This is a genomic window from Eggerthella sp. AM16-19 (assembly GCF_003474385.1).
In the GTDB taxonomy this organism is placed as follows: domain Bacteria; phylum Actinomycetota; class Coriobacteriia; order Coriobacteriales; family Eggerthellaceae; genus Senegalimassilia.
Genome location: NZ_QUCY01000014.1, coordinates 1 through 18,345, shown reverse-complemented (window position 1 = coordinate 18,345; position 18,345 = coordinate 1). Strand labels below are relative to the sequence as shown.

Here is an 18,345-nt window from a genome sequence, read left to right as displayed (position 1 = left end):
TGCGGGGCGTTTTTCTTATCCGTTCGTTGCGTAAGGTTAGGTCGACAATGAGGATTCTTGCACTGGATATCGGTCAGACGCGCATCGGCGTCGCCATCAGCGACCCGCGCGAACGCGTGGCATCGCCTGTTTGCGTGCTTCCCGCAAACGAGGTCCTTTCCAATGCGAAAAGCTGGAAACGCGTGCTCGAGGACTGGGAGCCGGAGCTTATCTTGTCAGGCCTGCCGTATACGCTTTCGGGCGAGGAGGGGCCTCAGGCCGGCCGCATCCGCGGTGTCGCGGCAAGCATCGGAAAGGCTGCCGGTTTGCCGGTGGAGTTCACCGATGAGCGTCTCAGCTCGCAGGAGGCGAAGCGCAGTTTGCGTGAAAGCGGCATGTCGGAGCGCGATATGCGCGGCAAGATAGATATGATTGCAGCAAGTGTGTTCCTTCAGGCGTGGCTTGATGCCCGCCATGCAGGCGAAAGGTAGTGTAAATGTCCCCTCGTAGGCAAGTGACCTATTCCCGCCGCCCGAACCATGCGGCACGCTCGGCGCATGCGCGCGGCGACCGTTTGTTCCGCACGTACGATACCAGTTATATCCAACCCAAACGATCCAACGTTCCACATTACGTGTTCCTTGCGGTGCTGGCGCTTCTCGGCATCGGCATCCTGTGGTTCGTCGGCTCCTCGGTTGCCAGCTGCGTGTCGCCGAAGGTCGAGCTTCTGGCGGAAGGCCAGCAGGCCACCATCACCGTCAACGAAGGCGCATCGGCCAACACCGTAGGCTCCGCGCTGGTGGATGCCAAGCTGGTGGGGTCTTCCAAGGAATTCACCGAACGCGTGAAGGACCTGGATGCGGGGTCTGACCTCAAGCCCGGCACCTACACCTTTGCAGGCGGTGCGACGGTCGACGATATCATTTCCGCATTGCGCAACGGTCCGGTTTCCGATGCCGTGCTCACCATTCCCGAAGGATATCGCCTGACCGAGATCGCCTCGGCGGTGGAAAGCGCCACCAGCGGGCGCATCAGCGCCGATTCCTTCAAGCAGGCGGCATCGGATGCCAGCGTGTATGCGGGCGATTACGGCTTCTTGAAGTCTGCGGGCACGAACAGCCTTGAAGGCTTCCTGTTCCCGAAAACCTATGATGTTGCCGCCGATGCTACCGCCGACAGCTTGATTCGCGCCATGCTCACCCAGTTCCAAACCGAAACGGCGGGGCTTGACTGGTCCTATCCCGAATCTCAGGGCCTTTCCGTGTATGACACCGTCAACCTGGCATCCATCGTGGAGAAGGAATCCAGCGGTGACGAAACGGTGCGCGCTCAGGTGGCGGCTGTGTTCTACAATCGTCTGACCACCAAGGGCGAGCCGAGCAACGGTTACCTGCAAAGCGATGCCACCACCGCTTACGAGGTCGGACACGATCCCTCGGCGGACGAGGTGCATGCAAACAGCCCGTATAGCACCTACACTAACGCTGGGCTTCCGCCCACGCCCATCTGCTCACCTTCCATCGAGTGCCTGCAGGCAGTGTGTTCGCCTAATAAGGATGCGCTCGGCAAGTACTACTTCTTCTACTTCCAAAATGATAAGTACACGTTCAGCGAAACCTACGACGAGCATCAGGCCGCGTTCTCGTAAGGGGATTCATGCCATACTTGCAGCCGGAGCGCTACTTCTCCCGCATATCGCATATCAACATAGAAAGGGACCTGCTTGCATGCGGGTTCCGCTATGTCTTGCTGGATATCGACAACACCATCCTGTCCCGTGCAACGCATGACGTCCCGCGAGACGTGGGCCTGTGGCTTGCTCAGGCGAGAGACGCAGGCGTGAGCTTCTGCCTGGTGTCGAACAACTGGCACAAAAACGTGCATGAACTTGCGAATCGCCTATCCATGCCCATTATCGCCAAGGCCATGAAGCCCTTGCCCGTGGCGCTGTTCGCGGCGTGCTCCATGCTGGGGGCGAAGCGCAGCGAGACCGTCATGGTCGGCGATCAGCTATCGACCGACGTGCTTGCCGCGCACAACGCCGGCATGTCGGCGTATCTGCTGGCGCCGCTGGCGGAGCAGGACCTGCGCCATACGAAGTACGTGCGCATGGTGGAGCAGGCCATCTTAGGCGGGGTGGTGCCCGAGGGCGCGCCTCAGCCGGCGCAAGCGAGCACGGCCGGCAAATCCGCCGCCCAAAACGCCCTCGCGCAGGAAAAGTAGCGAATCCGCCCATTTGATGGGCGCTGCGGTCGAATTAACCCCTACAAAAGTAGTCTGCATTGGTATGATGAAATCCCTGCTAACCTGCAGGCCCTTGATCGACCAGGAAGGACTTTCATGACCGAGCAGAGCGAAGGCGAGCGCCTCTATATCCTGGGGCATCCGGTCGCGCATTCGAAATCGCCGGTAATGTACAACGCGTTATACGAAAGGCTGGGTCTGCCTTGGATCTATGCCCTTGCCGATTACGCCGAGCTGGACGATGCCCGCGCCTTTTTGGATGCGCGGGATTTCCTGTCCGTGAACATCACCACTCCCTATAAGCCGCTGGCCTTCCAGGCTGCAACGCGCAAAGCAGCTAGCGCGCAGCTGGCGCAAGGCGCCAACGTGCTCGTCCGCAAGGACGATCAGCTGATCGGTTTCAACACCGATGGCGATGGATGCGTCAAGTTCCTGGAGCTTGCGGGTGTGACCTTCAAGGGCAAGCGCGTGGTGGTGTGCGGAACGGGTCCTACGGCCCTCTCCATCCTTCACGCGTGCGCTATCGCCGGCGCCGACGTGCTTTTGCTGCTCTCGCGCGACAAGGACCGCGCGCGGAGCGTATTGGATGCCTATCTTGAACGTTTCGGCAGGTTGGCCAACGCCACCATCGATTTCCCCGCCATGAAGGAGGGGCATCGCAGCTTCCGTGAGGCTTACACGAAGCCGACGTTCAAGTTCGGCAGCTATACCACCTCGACGGGGGCGCTGGGCTCTGCGGACATCGTCATCAACGCCACCCCGGTGGGCATGAAGCCCGACGACCCGGCTCCGTTCGATACGGGGCTTTTGCGTCCGGGCCAGGTGGTTATGGACGCGGTGTACGCATCGGGGCGTACGAAGCTGGTGGCCGACGCCCTCCAAGCCGATTGCAAGGCGGCTTTCAACGGCGGGGGCATGCTGGTGGCGCAAGCGGTTGCTTCGGCGCTCATCGTGTCCGACGTAGCGGAAGTGAAGATACCGTATTCCGAAGCGGAGCTGTTCAACCTTATGGCAGACGCCGCCGGGTTCGATTGCCCGCGCGCGTGATCGAAGCATAGTCATCCGTATCGGCGCGGCGCGAAGGTCGGGCCGCGCACTAGCACGAAAAGAGAACAGCATGCGCTACTACACAGCAGGAGAGAGCCACGGACAGGGCCTGGTCGCCATCGTCGAGGACGTGCCGGCGGGCCTGAAGATATCCGAGGAGCAGATCAACGTCGATCTGGCGCGCCGCCAAGCGGGTTACGGCCGAGGCGGGCGCATGAAGATCGAACATGACACGGTGCAGGTGATCTCCGGCGTGCGCTTCGGGCGCACCATCGGAAGCCCCGTGGCCATGCTCGTGGCAAATAGGGATTGGGCGAACTGGACCGATCGAATGGCCCCCTTCGGCGAGCCGCCGCTCGATCTGGTTCGGGAGGTGACTCCTCGTCCGGGTCATGCGGACCTGGTGGGCGCGTTGAAAACGAACACCGACGACTGCCGCAACATCCTCGAGCGCTCAAGCGCCCGCACCACTGCGCCGCGTGTTGCGGCGGCGGGCATCGCGCGCGAGTTTCTTGCCGATCTTGGCGTGGAGATCTTCTCCTACGTTACCGGCATCGGAAGCGCCGTCATGCGCGAGGACGATCCGTTCATGAACGCGGCGCGCTATACGCCGCTTGAGATCGAGACAAGCGAAGTCCGCTGCCCTGATGCGGAGGCCAGCGAGGCCATGAAGCGTGAGATCGACCGGGCCATCAAGAACAAGGACAGCCTGGGAGGAACGTTCCGCGTGATCGTGCGTGGTCTTTTGCCGGGCGTGGGCGGCTATGCCGTGCCCACCGAGCGCCTGACGTCCACCATCGGCGGCGCCCTGTTCAGCATCCCCGCCATCAAGGGCGTGGAGTTCGGCATGGGCTTCGAAGCGGCCCGCAAGCCCGGTTCGCAAGTGCACGACCCCATTTTGCTCGATCGGGCGAAAGCCGAGTTCACGCGCGCGTCTAACAACGCCGGCGGCCTTGAGGGCGGCATGACCACGGGCATGCCCCTGGTGGTCACAGCGGCCATGAAGCCCATTCCCACGCTCATGCAGCCGCTGCAGACCGTGGACCTTGACACGCTCGAGGTGACCCAGGCCTCCAAGGAGCGAAGCGACGTGTGCGCCGTGCCGGCATGCGCGGTGGTCGCCGAAGGGGAGGTCGCCTTCGCCATAGCCGATGCCTATATGCGCAAGTTCGGCTCCGACAACATGGCCGACATCAAAGCGGCCATCAAAGCCTACAAGCAACGTTTGAACACCGTATCTCGTTAAAGCAGCCAGCCAGGAGGACCATCATGGAACAGCAGGAAGTCAAGGACGATGCCATCACCCCGGAAAGCAACCCGATAGCCTACACGCTGTCGGTCACCACCCCCGACGAGGTCGTCGCCGTCGTCAACAACCCCGAGATCAAGCCCCATGCGCGCCCGACGTACGAGCTGACGCGCAACGTGTTCTTCGTGGGCTTCATGGTCGCGGGCAAAACCTCCACGTCGCGCCGCCTGGCCCGTCAGTGCGGTCTTGCCACCATCGACCTGGACGCCTACATCGAGCGTCGCGAGCGCAGGGCCATCAACCAGATCTTCGCCGAGCAGGGCGAGCAGGCGTTCCGCGATATGGAAACCCAGGTGCTCGACGAGTTCGCTCACAAGGGCCCCATGCTCGTGTCGTGCGGCGGCGGCATCGTGCTGCGCGAGGAGAACCGCGAGATCCTGAAGAACAATGGTTTCGTGGTGTATCTGCAGGTCACGGCCGAGCAGGCCGTCGAGCGCGTCGGCGACGTGTCTACACGCCCGCTGTTCAAAAACCTCGAGACCGCGCGACAGACCATCGCCGGCCGCCTGCCTATGTACGAAGACGTTGCCAGCGTGTCCATCGACACCGTGGGCAAGTCCATCAACGTCGTGGCGCAGGAGATCCAGGAGATTTTGGAGAAGGAAGGCGTGCTGTGCCTGCGACAAGAGTAGTGGTGAACATCCCCGGCGAAGACGCGTACAACGTGCGCATCGGGGCCGGGGTGCTCGATACGCTGGGGTCGTCCATGCGCGGCGTGCCGGCCGTCGCCGATGCACGGCAAGCGCTTGTCATCACCGACGCCAATGTCGGCCCGCTGTACCTGGCCCGGGCGAAGGCATCGCTCGTTCAAGCGGGGTATCGCGTTTCCGATATCTGCGTTCCCGCAGGCGAAGAGGCGAAATCGCTCACGGTGCTTGGCGAGGTGCTTGAGGCCATGGCCGCTTTGGCGCTTGAGCGCGACTGCGTGGTGGTCGCGCTCGGCGGCGGCTGCGTGGGCGATTTGGCGGGCTTCGCCGCGGCAACCTACATGCGCGGTGTACAGGTGGTGCAGGTTCCCACCACGCTTCTGTCCATGGTGGATTCAAGCGTGGGTGGGAAGACGGGCGTGAACCTATCCGCCGGAAAGAACCTGGTGGGCGCGTTCAAGCAGCCTGCGTTTGTGTGCGCCGACACCGAGGTGTTGGCAACGTTGCCGCCTCGCGAGTGGGCATGCGGTTGCGGCGAGGTGGCGAAAACCGCGCTCATCGATGGCGACGAGTTCTTCTTCTGGCTTTCCGACCAGGTATCGGCCGTGGTCGATCGCCAGCCTGATGCCGTCTCCGAGGCCATCGCCCGCTGCGTGGTGCTCAAGGCCGACGTGGTGGCGCAGGACAAAACGGAAAGCCGCGGCGTGCGCGAGTGCCTGAACTACGGCCATACCCTGGCACACGCCATCGAGAAGCTTTCGGGTTATGGCACGTATAGCCACGGGCATGCGGTTGCCGAGGGCATGCGCTTCGCGGCCCGTATGGGCATGCGGCTCGCCGATATGCCGGTCGAGCTAGCCCAGGCGCAAGGGCAGCTGCTCGATGATCTGGGTTTGCCCGAGCTTGGCTGGGAGGCTTCCCCGGCGCAGGTGCTCGACGTCATGAAACGCGACAAAAAGGCGCGTCGCGGGCAGGTGCGTTTCGTGTGCTTGCGGGATGTGGGGCAGTGGCAGCTCCAGGATGTGGCCGATGACGTGATCTTGGAAGAGTTGGAGGCGTATTTCGCGCAGAAGCGGCGGTGACGTCCGGCCGGCGTAAAGTCCGGTGTGCAAACGGCCGACCATCTTGCAGGCTGGCTGGGGAAGGCAGATGCGGCGATGGCCGCCGTTTTAAGCTGCTGTTGAATACGGCGGCGGGAAGCAACGAAAGGCATGCAACATGAAGAAGATCTTGCTGATGAACGGGCCTAATCTGAACATACTCGGCATCCGCGAGCCGGGCGTGTACGGCAACGATACCTTGAAGGATTTGGAGGCGGGCTTCTCCGAATATGCCCGCGCGCACGGTTGCGAGGTGGAGTGCTTCCAGTCAAATCATGAAGGCGACCTGGTCGATAAGATCCACGCCGCGCACGGCACGTGCGACGGCATCGTGTACAACCCCGGCGCGCATACGCACTATTCCTATGCGCTGCGCGACGCTCTCGGCAGCGTGAGCACGCCGTGCGTCGAGGTGCACATCTCCGACGTCAGCGCGCGTGAAGCGTTCCGCCGTATCTCGGTGATCGCCCCGGCGTGCGTTGCCCAGGTCAAGGGCCGTGGCTTCGCCGGCTACAACGATGCGCTCGATATCCTGCTCGAAGGCACGGCCGAGCGCTTGGGCGAGGGATTCGAGGGGCGCTACGCGCCGGGCCAAGTCATCGTAGCAGGACGTGATCTCATTGACGAATAACATGAAAGCCCAGGCCGCAGGGCGTTTGGAGCGGTTGCGCAACGCGGCGGCGGAAAACGGCATCCGCACGTTTTTGGTACGCGACACCGCAAGCATCGAATGGCTGACGGCCTTCGACGGCGTGTTCGACGATGAACAGGCGCATGCGCTTCTGGTGACGCCCCATGACGCGGTGCTGCACACCGACTCCCGTTATAGCGGCGCGGCGTGCAAGGCGGCGCAAGGCGAAGGCGTCATCACCGTCGATGACGTGCGTCAAGGCCATGGTGAATGGGTTGCCGACGTGTTCGCACGCCGGCATGCAAACGCTCCCGCCGGCTCGCCGGCGCCCGAGAGCATCGTGCTCGGCATCGAGGACTCCATGACGCTTGCGGCATTCCGCGCGCTCGAGGTCGCGCTTGCCAAGGCGCCGGCGTCCCCGCAACTGCGCGAGACCTCTGACTTCGTCCGCTCGCTGCGCGCGGTCAAGGAGCCGTCGGAGGTTGCGCGTATGAAGGCGGCCCAGGCAATCACCGATGCGGCGTTCTCCTATATCGTCACCTACATGAAGCCGGGCATGACCGAACGGCAGGTGCAGATCGAGCTTGAGGACTGGATGCTGCGTCATGGCGCATCCGGCCTGGCGTTCTCATCCATCGTGGCTTGCGGCGCCAACGGCGCAAGCCCGCATGCCATCCCGGGCGAGGCAAGGCTTGAAGCGGGGCAGTGCGTGGTCATGGACTTCGGCGCTCGCGCCCACGGGTATTGTTCGGATATGACCCGCACCGTGTTCGTCGGCCAGCCCGATGCGCGGATGCGCGCCGCCTATGAAACGCTGCGCGAGGCCAATGAGCAGGTGGAGGCCGCGATAAAACCCGGCGTCACCGGCGCGCAGATGCATCAAATGGCCGAGGATGCCCTTGCTGCGGGCGGATTCGCCGGCAAGATGGGCCACGGGCTGGGTCATGGCGTGGGCATCGATATCCATGAGGAGCCCGTGTTGTCGCCTCGCAACAAGGAGCCGCTTGTCCCCGGCAACGTGGTCACGGTGGAACCGGGCATATACCTGGAGGGCGATTTCGGCATGCGTTTAGAGGATTTCGGCGTGGTTAGCGAAACGGGATTTCGGGTTTTCACGCAATCTACGCATGACATGGTTATAATTTAAGGGTTGAACTAAAGGGGCGGCCTTGGTCGCCTGAACGGTTGAAAGGATCTACCAGTGGCTATCTCTACCGCCGATTTCAAGAACGGAATGTGCATCGTCAACAACGGCAAGATGTGCACCATCGTCGAGTTCCAGCATGTCAAGCCCGGCAAGGGCGGCGCCTTCGTCCGCACGAAGCTTCGCGACATCAAGACCGGTCGCGTGGTCGACTACACGTTCAACGCCGGCACGAAGTTCGACACCGTGCGTCTGGAAACCCGTAAGATGCAGTATCTGTACAACGACGGTTCCGATTTCTACTTCATGGATCCCAACACCTTCGATCAGATGAGCATGCCCGCCGAGACCGTCGGCGACACCGCCAAGTGGCTCAAGGAGAACGACGAGGCCAGCCTGCTGTACGCCGGCGAGGAGCTCATCAGCATCGAGCCGCAGATGTTCGTCGAGCTGGAGTGCACGCACACCGAGCCCGGCTTCAAGGGCGACACCGCCACCAACACCACCAAGCCGGCAACCTTCGAGACCGGCGTCGAGCTGCAGGTGCCCACGTTCGTCGAGATCGGCGACGTGCTGCAGATCGACACCCGCGACGGCCGCGTCATCAAGCGCGTCTAGCTCGCATCGCCTCGGCGGTCGACGACCGCACTTTCGCATCGAACGGCTTTTGCTGCGCGATTGAAGCATGGCAAAAGACGCCTGCGGAGGCCGGCATCCGTCCATGTTGGGCGAGTCGAAGCATGAATCAAGGTTCGTCAAGTGCGACGATATCTCCGAATGCGCCCGTTCAGGGCGCATTCGCTGTATTCGGGGCAGTTCCTTCGAGTGTGCGCGGGTCTCCGCCGTATGTGCGGATCATCGAGACTGCAGGGCTTGCGAAGCGCACCGCCTGGGCGGCGTTTCTGTTTCTTGCCCGTGAATTCGCCGTGTGCGCACGGTATCGGCGCCGGCATCTTCTATAATCCTGGTTTCGATCAATACGGTCTGTATCACTTGAAAACGAAGGGGGTGCGAGTTCATGTCAAGGCTTCAGATCATGGATACCACTATCCGTGACGGCCAGCAAAGCCTGTGGGCCACGCGCATGAGCATCGGCGACATGCTGCCGATCCTGCCGAAGATGGATCGCGTCGGCTACTGGGCCATCGAGGCATGGGGCGGCGCGACGTTCGACTCGTGCATGCGCTTTTTGGATGAGAATCCGTGGGATCGCCTGCGTTCCATCAACGCGGCAACGCCGAACACGCCGTTGTCCATGCTCACCCGAGGTCAGAACCTGGTCGGCTATAAGCATTATTCCCGCGAGATCGTGAACCGCTTCATCAAGGCGTCCAAGCGCAACGGCGTGCACGTGTTCCGCGTGTTCGACGCGCTCAACGATATCCGCAACGTGGTGGATACCGCCGAGGCCGTCAACGAATGCGGCGGCCACTTCGAGGGCGCCATCTCCTACACCATCTCCCCGGTGCATACGCTTGACAGCTATCTTGAATATGCGCAGCAGCTCAAGGAGCTCGGCGCTGACTCCATCTGCGTGAAGGATATGGCCGGCCTTATGATGCCGTACCGTGCCGAGCGCATCGTGAAGGCCCTCAACGCCGAGATCGGCCTGCCCGTGCACCTGCACTGCCACTATGTCGGCGGCATGGCCCCGGCCAACTACCTCAAGGCGGCCGAGGCGGGCGTGTCCATCGTCGACACCGCATCCGCTCCGCTGGCCTTCGGCAACTCCCAGCCCGCCGTCGAGATGATCGTGGCGGCGCTGCAGGAAAGCCGTTACGACACCGGCCTTGATCTGGACCTGCTCTTCGAGATCGCCGAATACTGGGAGGAAGTGCGCAAGCGCAGCCACTACAAGCGCGGCGTGTCCTCGCTTATCCATATGCAGGTGTACTCGCATCAGGTGCCCGGCGGCATGATGTCCAACCTCATGAGCCAGCTCGAGGTGCAGAACGCATCCGACCGTCTGCCCGAGGTCATGAAGGAGATCCCGCGCGTGCGCGCAGAGGTCGGCTATCCGCCGCTCGTCACGCCCATGTCGCAGATCGTGGGCACGCAGGCCGTGTTCAACGTGCTCACCGGCAAGCGCTGGGGCGTCGTGTCCAAGGAGATGAAGGACTACATCTGCGGCTACTACGGCAAGGCCCCGGGGCGCATCGACCCCGAGATCATGAAGAAGGTCGCGGGCAATTCGCAGGTGCTGCCCGACGACGTGCCGCCGTCGAGCCTGGTCACCACCACCTATGACGAGGTCGCCGAAGAGGTCGGCGATCTGGCCCAAAGCGAAGAGGACGTGCTCATGTACGCCCTGTTCCCCAACGAGGCGCGTACCTTCCTGAGCAAGCACCGCGCATCCGAGAAAGTTGACTTCCTCATGCAGGAGGAGTCCAGCAATATCAAGGAGGACGATTACGTGGATATCAATCAGATTCGCGAATTAGTTCGCGTTGCCGAGGAAAGCGGCGTAGGCGAGATCGTGGTCGAGGACGGCGGTCAGCGCATCGCCGTGCGCATGCCCGGCGCTATGCCGGCAGCTGCACCGGTCGCAGCCGCTCCGGCGGTCGCCGCCGCACCCGCAGCTCCCGCAGCAGCACCTGCTGCTCCGGCCGCCGCTGCCACCGAGCCCGAGCGTCCCGCCAACTGGTATGCCGTGAAGGCCCCCATGGTCGGCACGTTCTACGCTGCTCCCGCACCGGGCGAGCCTGCGTTCGTGAAGGTGGGCGATGAGGTTGCCGCCAATCAGACCCTGTGCATCGTCGAGGCCATGAAGCTCATGAACGAGATCACCGCCGAGGAGATGGGCACCGTCCGCGAGGTGTGCGTCAAGGACGCCGACCCCGTCGAGTTCGGCACCGTGCTGTTCTACATCGAGCCCCATTCCGTCCAGCCCGTCTCGGAGCAGTAACATGTTCAAGAAAGTACTCATCGCAAACCGCGGCGAGGTGGCCCTGCGCGTCATGCGTGCCTGCAAGGAGCTGGGCGTGAAGACCGTGGCGGTGTACTCTACCGAGGACGAGAACACCTATCCCGTGCAGTATGCCGACGAGAAGGTGTGCATCGGCCCCGCCCAGGCAACGAAAAGCTACCTGGTCATGTCCAATATCATCGCGGCGGCCACCATCACCGGCGCCGATGCCATCCACCCCGGCTACGGCTTCTTGGCGGAAAATGCCGACTTTGCCCGCGCATGCGCCGACAACGACCTGGTGTTCATCGGCCCCTCCGCCGAGTGCATCGAGCGCATGGGCGACAAGTCATCCGCCCGTGAGACCATGAAGGCCTGCGGCGTGCCCACCGTCCCCGGTTCCGATGGCTGCATCGATACCGTGGAGGAGGCTCGTCGGTTCGCCGAGAGCGTGGGCTATCCTGTGCTCATCAAGGCGACCGCCGGCGGCGGCGGCAAGGGCATGCGCGAGGTCCACGACCCCGCCGACCTTGAGTCGCACTACAAGGCCGCCCGCGCCGAGGCCGGCGCCGCGTTCGGCAACGACGAGGTCTACCTGGAGAAACTCGTGCTGCGCCCGCGTCACGTCGAGGTGCAGGTGCTCGCTGACGACTTCGGCAACAACGTGGCCCTGTGCGAGCGCGACTGCTCCGTGCAGCGTCGTCACCAGAAGCTCATCGAGGAGGCGCCTTCTCCGGCGCTGACCGACGAGCTGCGCCGCGCCATGGGCGTTGCGGCCATCAAGGCCGTGCGCGCCGTGGATTACCGCAACGCCGGCACCATCGAGTTTCTGCTGGACACCACGGGCAAGTTCTACTTCATGGAGATGAACACGCGCGTGCAGGTGGAGCATCCGGTATCCGAGCAGATCACGGGCACCGACATCATCAAAGAGCAGCTGCGCATCGCCTCCGGCGAGCCCATGAGCTGCGCCGATAGGGCACCGTTCACGCCGTTCGGCCATGCCATGGAGTTCCGTATCAATGCCGAGGATCCCGAGCACGGTTTCCGTCCGTGCCCCGGTACCATCACGCGCTTCGAGCCCCCGGCGGGCCCGGGCGTGCGCGTGGAGGCCTATGTGCATTCCGGCTCGAAGATCAGCCCGTTCTACGACTCCATGGTGGCCAAGCTCATCGTGTACGGCCAGGATCGCGAGGAGTGCCTGGCGCGCGGCCGCCGCGCCCTTGACGAGTTCGTCATCGAGGGCATCCCCACCACGCTGTCGTTCCATCGCCGCGTGCTGGATAACCAGGTGTTCTGCGCCGGCGAAGCCACCACGGACTTCATCGAAACCCAGATGGGAGATGTGTTATGAGCGATTTGACCGTTGACGGCATGGCGCTTGCGCCGGGCGTCGTCGAGACCATCGTCTCCATCGCCGTGGCAGATGTGGACGGCGTCGCCAGCGTTGGCAACGCCCCCGCGGCAAGCCGCGGCATTCGCGGCGTGCTCGGCGGCAAGCCCTCCACGTCCGGTATCGAGATCGCAGCGGACGAAAACGACAAGCTGCAGATCTCGGTGCGCATCGACGTTTATTATGGACACGTGCTGCCCGACGTGGCGGCTGCGGTCCGCCAGTCCGTGGCGGACGCCGTGGCAAGCCAGGTGGGCGCGCAGGTTGGATCGGTCGACGTCTACATCGACGGCGTCCAGTTCAACCGTTAGGAATAAGAAGAAGCACAGGGGATTATTTGCACATGGCATCGAAAAGACACGAGCGCACGACGGCACGTCGCGTCGCGCTGCAGGTTCTGTACACCGCTGAGATCAAGGGCGCATCCGCAGCTCAGATCGTGGCTGAAGGCGTCTTCCCGTCCGAGGAGGGCCCGCTTTCGGAATATGCTCAGGACCTGGTGCGCGGCGTCGAGCAGAACCGCATCGTCATCGACGGCAGCCTGAAGGCCGCTGCGGAGAACTGGTCGCTGGGCCGCATGCCCATCGTCGACCGCTCCATTCTGCGCTTGGCAGCCTACGAGATCATGTTCGTTCAGGATGTGCCCACCAGCGTCGCCATCAACGAGGCGGTGGAGCTGGCGAAGGATTTCGGCGGCGAGGACGATTCCCCGCGCTTCGTCAACGGCGTGCTGGGCCGCATCGCCAAAGATATCGACGATGGGGCCGCCGCGGCTCCCGCAGGCGATGACCCGGCGCAGCCCCTGGTGCTGTAAGGGCGCGATTCGGTGGCATTGGAATCGTACGGGTCCTTCGAGGAGCTCAAAAGCCGCCTCGATGAGATCGTCGAAGCGGTAAACGATAAGGATTTGCCCTTGGACCAGGCGCTTTCCTTGTATGAGGAAGCGGTTGGGCTGGGGCTTCGCGCAAGCGATCTGCTTGAGCAGGGCATCGACGAGGCCAGCGTCCAAGAAGCGCTGGCCTCCGAGGCCCCGGCAGGGCTTGCCGATGATTCGGCGCAACCCGCGGCATCTGCAGCGGGCGCGCATAAGGAAGGTCAAGCGGACGGCGGCGCGGCGCAGCAAGGCCAGGCCGCCGTTTCCGCCTAGGTCGCGCAAGGCGATCGGATGGCATGACAAAAGGAAAGGCGCAGCATGAGCGATAAGCGCATTCTGGACATAATCACATCCCCTGCCGACCTGAAGCTCCTCAGCAATGAGGAGCTATCTATACTTGCGGGCGAGATCCGTCACGAAATCGTGACCACCACCTCGAAAACCGGTGGTCATGTTGCCTCGTCGCTGGGCGCGGTCGAGATCATCCTGGCGCTGCACAGCCTGCTCGATTGCCCCAAGGATAAGATCGTATTCGATGTGGGGCATCAGGCGTATGCGCACAAGCTGGTCACCGGACGCTTGAAGGACTTCGGCACGCTTCGCACCTATGGCGGTCTCTCCGGCTTCCCCAAGCCCAGCGAGAGCCCCTACGACGTGCACTATTCCGGGCATGCATCCGACTCGCTTTCGGTGGCGCTCGGCTTGGCGGAGGCCCGCGATCTGGCGGGCGCTGACCAGAAGGTCGTCGCGCTCATCGGCGATGCGGCGCTTTCCGGTGGCATGGCGTTCGAGGCTTTGAACAATATCGGCCAGGCTCAAACGCCCATGGTCATCATCTTGAACGACAACGAGATGTCCATCTCGCACAACGTTGGCGCGCTCATGAAGCATTTGGGTTACATGCGCGCATCGTCGCAGTACCGCCAAGCGCGCGACAACGTGCAGGAGCACCTGGAGAGCAGCGGCCCGGTGGGCAAGGCCATCACCAACTTCGGCCGCAGCATGAAGGAATCGATGAAGCAGTTCGTCATTCCCCATTCCATGATCTTCGAGCAGCTGGGCATCGTATGCACGGCGCCGATCGACGGGCACAACATCGCGCAGCTGCGGGAAACGCTGCGAGCAGTGCTGAATGCCGACGGCCCGGTGCTCATGCACGTGGTCACGCGTAAAGGCCAAGGCTACATGCCTGCGGTGCGCAATCCCGAGAAGTTCCACGGCATTGCGCCCTATAACATCGCAACCGGCGAGGTCATCAAATCGGGTAAACCCTCTGCTCCAAAGTACACCAGCGTGTTCGGCAAGGCGTTGGTCGCCGAGGCGGAGAACAATGCCGACATCGTGGCCATCACCGCCGCTATGAAGGGCGGCACCGGCCTAGATGAGTTCGCGGAGAAGTTCCCGGAGCGTTTCGTGGACACGGGCATTTGCGAGGAGCATGCTGTCGGTTTCGCCGGCGGCCTGGCGGCAAACGGCAAGAAGCCCGTGGTGGCGCTGTATTCCACGTTCATGCAACGCGCCGTCGATCAGATGATCATCAATGTGGCGCTGCCGAAGCTCGATGTCGTCTTCGCCATCGACCGCGCCGGCATCGTCGGCGCCGACGGGCCCACGCACCATGGCGTGTTCGACCTGGTGTATGCCCGTATGGTGCCCAACATGCGCGTGCTGGCGCCTTCGAACGAGGCCGAGCTCGTGCATGCGTTGCATACGGCGCTTGCGATGGGCGGCCCGTTCGCCATCCGCTATCCGCGCGGCGAGGGCGAGGGCGTTGTGCTGCCCGAGGCTGCCGAGGTGCTGCCGGAGGGTAAGGCGTGCGTGGTACGCGAAGGCGAAGACGTCGCCATTTTGGCGTTCGGCCGCGTGGTCGGCCAAGCATTGGCGGCTGCCGATACGCTTGCCGAGCAGGGGGTTTCCGCTCGCGTGGTGGACATGCGCTGGGTCAAGCCGCTGGATGTGCAGGCTATTCAAGCTGCCGCCGAAACGAAGCTGGTCGTCACGGTGGAGGAGGGCGTTATCGCAGGCGGCGTCGGTGAAGGCGTGCTCGGCGAGATGGCCCGCATGGGCTTGCATACCCCGGCAATGAACCTGGGTATCAAGGACGCGTTCGTCACGCAAGGCGGGGTAGGGCAGCTGCTTCACGAACAAGGGCTTGATGCCGAGGGCATCGCTGCCAGCGTACAAGAACGCTACCGGGCATTGTAGCCCGCGGATCTGCCAAGTTCGCGAGCAACGAAAGGCCCCACGTCATTCGAGGTCCGTTCAAGCAAGTTGAGTCATTTACGCTTGCGCTGCCGACAAGGTCGGCGAACGGAATCGAAGACGTGGGGCCTTTTTCGCTGCAAGGCCATAAAGGCTTCACAGCAGATAGGTGAAAGCGCTTACGCTTCCTTTTCCATCACGTAATCATCCATGGCAAACCCGTTGCCGATATCGTTCTTGACGGATTCGATGGTGACGAATCCTTTGCCGTAGTAGGCTCGAATGCCCAGGTCGTTCTGCTTATTCACAGTCAGGTACATGCTATGCAGATCGCGAGACCGGCATAAGTCGGTATAGAAGCCGATGATCTGCGAAGCATAATGCTTGCCGCGTTCCTCGGCCAGTAGATAGATCTTCGAGATGAAGTAGCGGCTGGTCTCAGATTCCTCGCAGCCGCCGGTGTAGCCAACGGTTTTGCCGGCTTCGTCAACCACGAACCAGTATTCGTAGGTATGCTCGGCCATGTCTCGCTTGATGGCTTCCAGGCTTTGGAACTTTTCGACCATGTAATCGGTTTGCGCATCGCCGATGATCGCGGGCCAGTATTCGTGCCAAATCTCGTCGGCAAGCTTCGCCAGCTTTTCCTGATCTTCATCCGTTTCAACGGCAACGAATCGCACGCCCATAAGCCCGTTCCTTTCAACAAAGTTCGCCTGTTTCCACATTGTAACACCCGCGTCTCATGCTCGTTACAAAGCGTTTCCCAGAGCGTTAACAATGGCGTATTGCGCAAAAGGCCAGGTCAATCAGTGGCAGTATCGAATGCGTAAGAAAAAGGTGCTCAGAGGGAATGGGTATCGGAAAGCGAAGGAGGTAGCGTGATGTATGACACGGGTTCAACGGCATTCATGCTGGTATGCGCCATGCTCGTCTTGCTCATGACGCCAGGCTTGGCGTTTTTCTACGGAGGCCTGTCGCGTCGAAAGAACGTTGTGAACACGATGGTCATGGTGTTCTCGGCCATCGGCATCGTGGCGATCACGTGGACGATCTGCGGCTGGTCGCTAGCGTACGGCGGGGACGGCTCCAGCCCGTTCTTCGGTGGGTTCGATCAGCTCGGCTTCCTGGGCGGCGTGACCGACATGCTCGCCGAGGCCGAGACGGTTCCCGAGGATACGACGTATCCCACCATCATCAACTTCATCTTCCAGATGGCGTTCTGCATGATCACCACCGCCATTATCACGGGCTCTCTTGCCGGCCGTATGAAGTTCGGAGCGGTGTGCGCATTCGTGGCAGTGTGGACCATCGTGGTGTACCCGCCGCTCGCCCATATGGTTTGGGGTGGTGATGGCAGCCTTATCGGCGACACCATCGGCGCGCTCGACTTCGCAGGCGGCGATGTCGTGCACATCTCCTCTGGCTTGACCGGCCTTATCCTGTGCCTCATGCTCGGCAAGCGCAAGGGCTTCGGCATGATGGGCTACCGTCCTCATAACGTGCCCTTCGTGGCCCTGGGCGCAACCCTTTTGTGGTTCGGTTGGTTCGGCTTCAACGCCGGTTCCGAATTCGTCGCCGATGGCGTTGCGGGCCTTGCCCTGATCAACACCGTGGTCGCCTCCGGCGCGGCGCTCGTCTCCTGGATGATCGTCGAACGTGTGAAGGTGGGCAAGCCCACGCTCGTCGGCGCTGCCACCGGCCTTGTCGCCGGCTTGGTCGTCATCACCCCGGCCGCTGGCTTCGTCGAGCCCTGGGCTGCGATCATCATGGGTCTCATCGTGTCCCCGATCTGCTACTTCGCCATCTCGTTCTGCAAGGCCAAGATCGGCTATGACGATGCGCTCGACGCGTTCGGCTGCCATGCGGTCGGCGGTATCGTGGGCGGCATCTGCACCGGCATCTTCTGCGTGCCCGAGCTGTCCTGGACCGACTTCGGCGGCCTTCTGTACACCGGCGATGTGAGCCTGCTGTGCAGCCAAATCGCAGGTATCGCCATCACCATTGTATTCGTCGGCATTCTCGACGTGGTGCTCGCCTTCATCGTTAAGGCCTGCTTCAAGGGCAGCCTGCGCGTCAGCGAGGAGAAGGAAGCACAGGGCCTCGACATTGCAGCCCACGGCGAATCCGCTTACCCTGCATACATCGGCCTGGATTAAGCTGCGGCTAGCATTGGAAGGAGTTGAACCATGAAGAAGATCACCGCTATCGTTCGCCCTGAAAAGCTCGAGCCGCTCAAGGATGCCCTGTTCGAGGCGAAGGTTTCGGGCATGACTATCTCGCAGGTGCAAGGCTGCGGGTCCCAGCATGGCTGGAAGGAGTACTACCGCGGCACCGAGGTGCTGTTGAACATGGTGCCGAAGGTGAAGTTCGAGATCATCTGCGACGATGCTGAGGTGGACGCGCTTATCGATGTGATCAGCGCCATCGCTCGGACCGGCAACGTGGGAGACGGCAAGATCTTCGTCTTCCCGGTCGACGAGGTGGTGCGCATCCGCACTGGCGAGCGAGGAGACGAGGCTATCTAGCCTTTGACGGCTGGTCGCGACCGCGATGCGCTCATAAGGAGCTCGAAGGCCTCCCGTTTCTGGAAAAGGGAGGCCTTCTTATGTGCGCGGGCCTTCTGCGGAATCGAGGGAAATGCAAACCCGTTCAGAGCATAGGAGCCATCCCGTCTCCCGGAACGAGTGAAATGGGATGGCTCCTATGCTTGCCGCTTTCCACGGAGCCGCGGCGATTGCGAATTTGCTTGGAGCTTGAGCTTCCCTGCTCCCGCTTTCGGGAGCAGGGAAGCTCTTTTGTTTCGCGAAACCCAATGGAATGGTTGCACGGCGTAACGTTTCTGGGGGTGCGGCGTAAGCCGCGTCGGCGAT

The 18,345-nt window shown here is 62.3% G+C and carries 19 protein-coding genes; 18 read left to right on the top strand and 1 reads right to left on the bottom strand.

Annotation, left to right across the window (positions count from 1 at the left end):
- Nucleotides 1-47: 47 nt before the first annotated feature.
- The 16 genes from ruvX (at nucleotide 48) to dxs (ending at nucleotide 15,478) form a co-directional block, all read left to right on the top strand.
- Nucleotides 48-470 carry a Holliday junction resolvase RuvX gene (gene ruvX / locus DW178_RS06710; protein WP_114620522.1) on the top strand — a complete coding sequence of 141 codons (423 nt, stop codon included), beginning with the start codon at nucleotides 48-50 and terminating at the stop codon, nucleotides 468-470.
- Between the two features lie 5 nt (nucleotides 471-475).
- Nucleotides 476-1,627, top strand: coding sequence for an endolytic transglycosylase MltG (mltG, locus tag DW178_RS06705; RefSeq protein ID WP_118350246.1), 1,152 nt, complete (start codon nucleotides 476-478; stop codon nucleotides 1,625-1,627).
- Between the two features lie 8 nt (nucleotides 1,628-1,635).
- On the top strand, nucleotides 1,636-2,202 hold the full coding sequence (locus DW178_RS06700; RefSeq protein WP_118350245.1) for a YqeG family HAD IIIA-type phosphatase: 567 nt from the start codon (nucleotides 1,636-1,638) through the stop codon (nucleotides 2,200-2,202).
- 117 nt (nucleotides 2,203-2,319) lie between these two features.
- Nucleotides 2,320-3,270 carry a shikimate dehydrogenase family protein gene (locus tag DW178_RS06695; RefSeq protein WP_118350244.1) on the top strand — a complete coding sequence of 317 codons (951 nt, stop codon included), beginning with the start codon at nucleotides 2,320-2,322 and terminating at the stop codon, nucleotides 3,268-3,270.
- A gap of 70 nt (nucleotides 3,271-3,340) precedes the next feature.
- Nucleotides 3,341-4,516, top strand: coding sequence for a chorismate synthase (gene aroC, locus DW178_RS06690; RefSeq protein ID WP_118350243.1), 1,176 nt, complete (start codon nucleotides 3,341-3,343; stop codon nucleotides 4,514-4,516).
- A gap of 23 nt (nucleotides 4,517-4,539) precedes the next feature.
- On the top strand, nucleotides 4,540-5,211 hold the full coding sequence (locus tag DW178_RS06685; RefSeq protein ID WP_199669256.1) for a shikimate kinase: 672 nt from the start codon (nucleotides 4,540-4,542) through the stop codon (nucleotides 5,209-5,211).
- Nucleotides 5,193-6,308: a 3-dehydroquinate synthase gene (gene aroB, locus DW178_RS06680; protein ID WP_118350242.1), complete on the top strand. Its 1,116-nt coding sequence runs from the start codon at nucleotides 5,193-5,195 to the stop codon at nucleotides 6,306-6,308. Before DW178_RS06685 ends, aroB begins: the two co-directional genes overlap by 19 nt.
- Nucleotides 6,309-6,444: 136 nt before the next feature.
- Complete coding sequence (gene aroQ, locus DW178_RS06675) at nucleotides 6,445-6,957, top strand: type II 3-dehydroquinate dehydratase (RefSeq protein ID WP_118350241.1); 513 nt, start codon at nucleotides 6,445-6,447, stop codon at nucleotides 6,955-6,957.
- Nucleotide 6,958: 1 nt separating this feature from the next.
- The gene (locus DW178_RS06670) at nucleotides 6,959-8,104 is read left to right on the top strand and encodes a M24 family metallopeptidase (RefSeq protein WP_118350240.1); all 1,146 of its coding nucleotides are present in this window, start codon (nucleotides 6,959-6,961) and stop codon (nucleotides 8,102-8,104) included.
- Nucleotides 8,105-8,158: 54 nt separating this feature from the next.
- Nucleotides 8,159-8,719: an elongation factor P gene (gene efp, locus DW178_RS06665; protein ID WP_114620514.1), complete on the top strand. Its 561-nt coding sequence runs from the start codon at nucleotides 8,159-8,161 to the stop codon at nucleotides 8,717-8,719.
- Between the two features lie 400 nt (nucleotides 8,720-9,119).
- A complete protein-coding gene (gene accB, locus DW178_RS06660; protein ID WP_118350239.1) occupies nucleotides 9,120-11,006 on the top strand; it encodes an acetyl-CoA carboxylase biotin carboxyl carrier protein in 1,887 nt (628 codons plus the stop codon).
- 1 nt (nucleotide 11,007) lies between these two features.
- Nucleotides 11,008-12,360, top strand: a complete 1,353-nt coding sequence (gene accC / locus DW178_RS06655) for an acetyl-CoA carboxylase biotin carboxylase subunit (protein ID WP_042434925.1) — start codon at nucleotides 11,008-11,010, stop codon at nucleotides 12,358-12,360.
- Entirely contained in the window at nucleotides 12,357-12,710 is a 354-nt protein-coding gene (locus DW178_RS06650) for an Asp23/Gls24 family envelope stress response protein (RefSeq protein WP_042434922.1), read from the top strand. The genes accC and DW178_RS06650 overlap by 4 nt, the downstream gene beginning before the upstream one ends.
- Before the next feature lie 32 nt (nucleotides 12,711-12,742).
- Nucleotides 12,743-13,213, top strand: a complete 471-nt coding sequence (nusB, locus tag DW178_RS06645; protein ID WP_114620510.1) for a transcription antitermination factor NusB — start codon at nucleotides 12,743-12,745, stop codon at nucleotides 13,211-13,213.
- A gap of 12 nt (nucleotides 13,214-13,225) precedes the next feature.
- On the top strand, nucleotides 13,226-13,546 hold the full coding sequence (gene xseB / locus DW178_RS06640) for an exodeoxyribonuclease VII small subunit (protein WP_118350238.1): 321 nt from the start codon (nucleotides 13,226-13,228) through the stop codon (nucleotides 13,544-13,546).
- A 45-nt stretch (nucleotides 13,547-13,591) separates the two neighbouring features.
- Entirely contained in the window at nucleotides 13,592-15,478 is a 1,887-nt protein-coding gene (gene dxs / locus DW178_RS06635; RefSeq protein WP_118350237.1) for a 1-deoxy-D-xylulose-5-phosphate synthase, read from the top strand.
- A gap of 176 nt (nucleotides 15,479-15,654) precedes the next feature.
- On the opposite strand, the gene DW178_RS06630 is transcribed toward dxs, so the two are convergent.
- A complete protein-coding gene (locus DW178_RS06630; protein WP_118350236.1) occupies nucleotides 15,655-16,161 on the bottom strand; it encodes a GNAT family N-acetyltransferase in 507 nt (168 codons plus the stop codon).
- 195 nt (nucleotides 16,162-16,356) lie between these two features.
- Here DW178_RS06630 and DW178_RS06625 point away from each other — a divergent pair, with 195 nt between their 5' ends.
- Nucleotides 16,357-17,631, top strand: coding sequence for an ammonium transporter (locus DW178_RS06625; protein ID WP_118350235.1), 1,275 nt, complete (start codon nucleotides 16,357-16,359; stop codon nucleotides 17,629-17,631).
- A 30-nt stretch (nucleotides 17,632-17,661) separates the two neighbouring features.
- Nucleotides 17,662-18,000, top strand: a complete 339-nt coding sequence (locus DW178_RS06620) for a P-II family nitrogen regulator (RefSeq protein ID WP_118350234.1) — start codon at nucleotides 17,662-17,664, stop codon at nucleotides 17,998-18,000.
- Nucleotides 18,001-18,345 lie beyond the last annotated feature (345 nt).

Coding starts and splice junctions, on each gene's coding strand:
- ruvX (WP_114620522.1), top strand. CDS start 48: ATGAGGATTCTTGCACTGGATATCGGTCAGACGCGCATCGGCGTCGCC.
- mltG (WP_118350246.1), top strand. CDS start 476: ATGTCCCCTCGTAGGCAAGTGACCTATTCCCGCCGCCCGAACCATGCG.
- DW178_RS06700 (WP_118350245.1), top strand. CDS start 1,636: ATGCCATACTTGCAGCCGGAGCGCTACTTCTCCCGCATATCGCATATC.
- DW178_RS06695 (WP_118350244.1), top strand. CDS start 2,320: ATGACCGAGCAGAGCGAAGGCGAGCGCCTCTATATCCTGGGGCATCCG.
- aroC (WP_118350243.1), top strand. CDS start 3,341: ATGCGCTACTACACAGCAGGAGAGAGCCACGGACAGGGCCTGGTCGCC.
- DW178_RS06685 (WP_199669256.1), top strand. CDS start 4,540: ATGGAACAGCAGGAAGTCAAGGACGATGCCATCACCCCGGAAAGCAAC.
- aroQ (WP_118350241.1), top strand. CDS start 6,445: ATGAAGAAGATCTTGCTGATGAACGGGCCTAATCTGAACATACTCGGC.
- DW178_RS06670 (WP_118350240.1), top strand. CDS start 6,959: ATGAAAGCCCAGGCCGCAGGGCGTTTGGAGCGGTTGCGCAACGCGGCG.
- accB (WP_118350239.1), top strand. CDS start 9,120: ATGTCAAGGCTTCAGATCATGGATACCACTATCCGTGACGGCCAGCAA.
- accC (WP_042434925.1), top strand. CDS start 11,008: ATGTTCAAGAAAGTACTCATCGCAAACCGCGGCGAGGTGGCCCTGCGC.
- DW178_RS06650 (WP_042434922.1), top strand. CDS start 12,357: ATGAGCGATTTGACCGTTGACGGCATGGCGCTTGCGCCGGGCGTCGTC.
- nusB (WP_114620510.1), top strand. CDS start 12,743: ATGGCATCGAAAAGACACGAGCGCACGACGGCACGTCGCGTCGCGCTG.
- dxs (WP_118350237.1), top strand. CDS start 13,592: ATGAGCGATAAGCGCATTCTGGACATAATCACATCCCCTGCCGACCTG.
- DW178_RS06630 (WP_118350236.1), bottom strand. CDS start 16,161: ATGGGCGTGCGATTCGTTGCCGTTGAAACGGATGAAGATCAGGAAAAG.
- DW178_RS06625 (WP_118350235.1), top strand. CDS start 16,357: ATGTATGACACGGGTTCAACGGCATTCATGCTGGTATGCGCCATGCTC.
- DW178_RS06620 (WP_118350234.1), top strand. CDS start 17,662: ATGAAGAAGATCACCGCTATCGTTCGCCCTGAAAAGCTCGAGCCGCTC.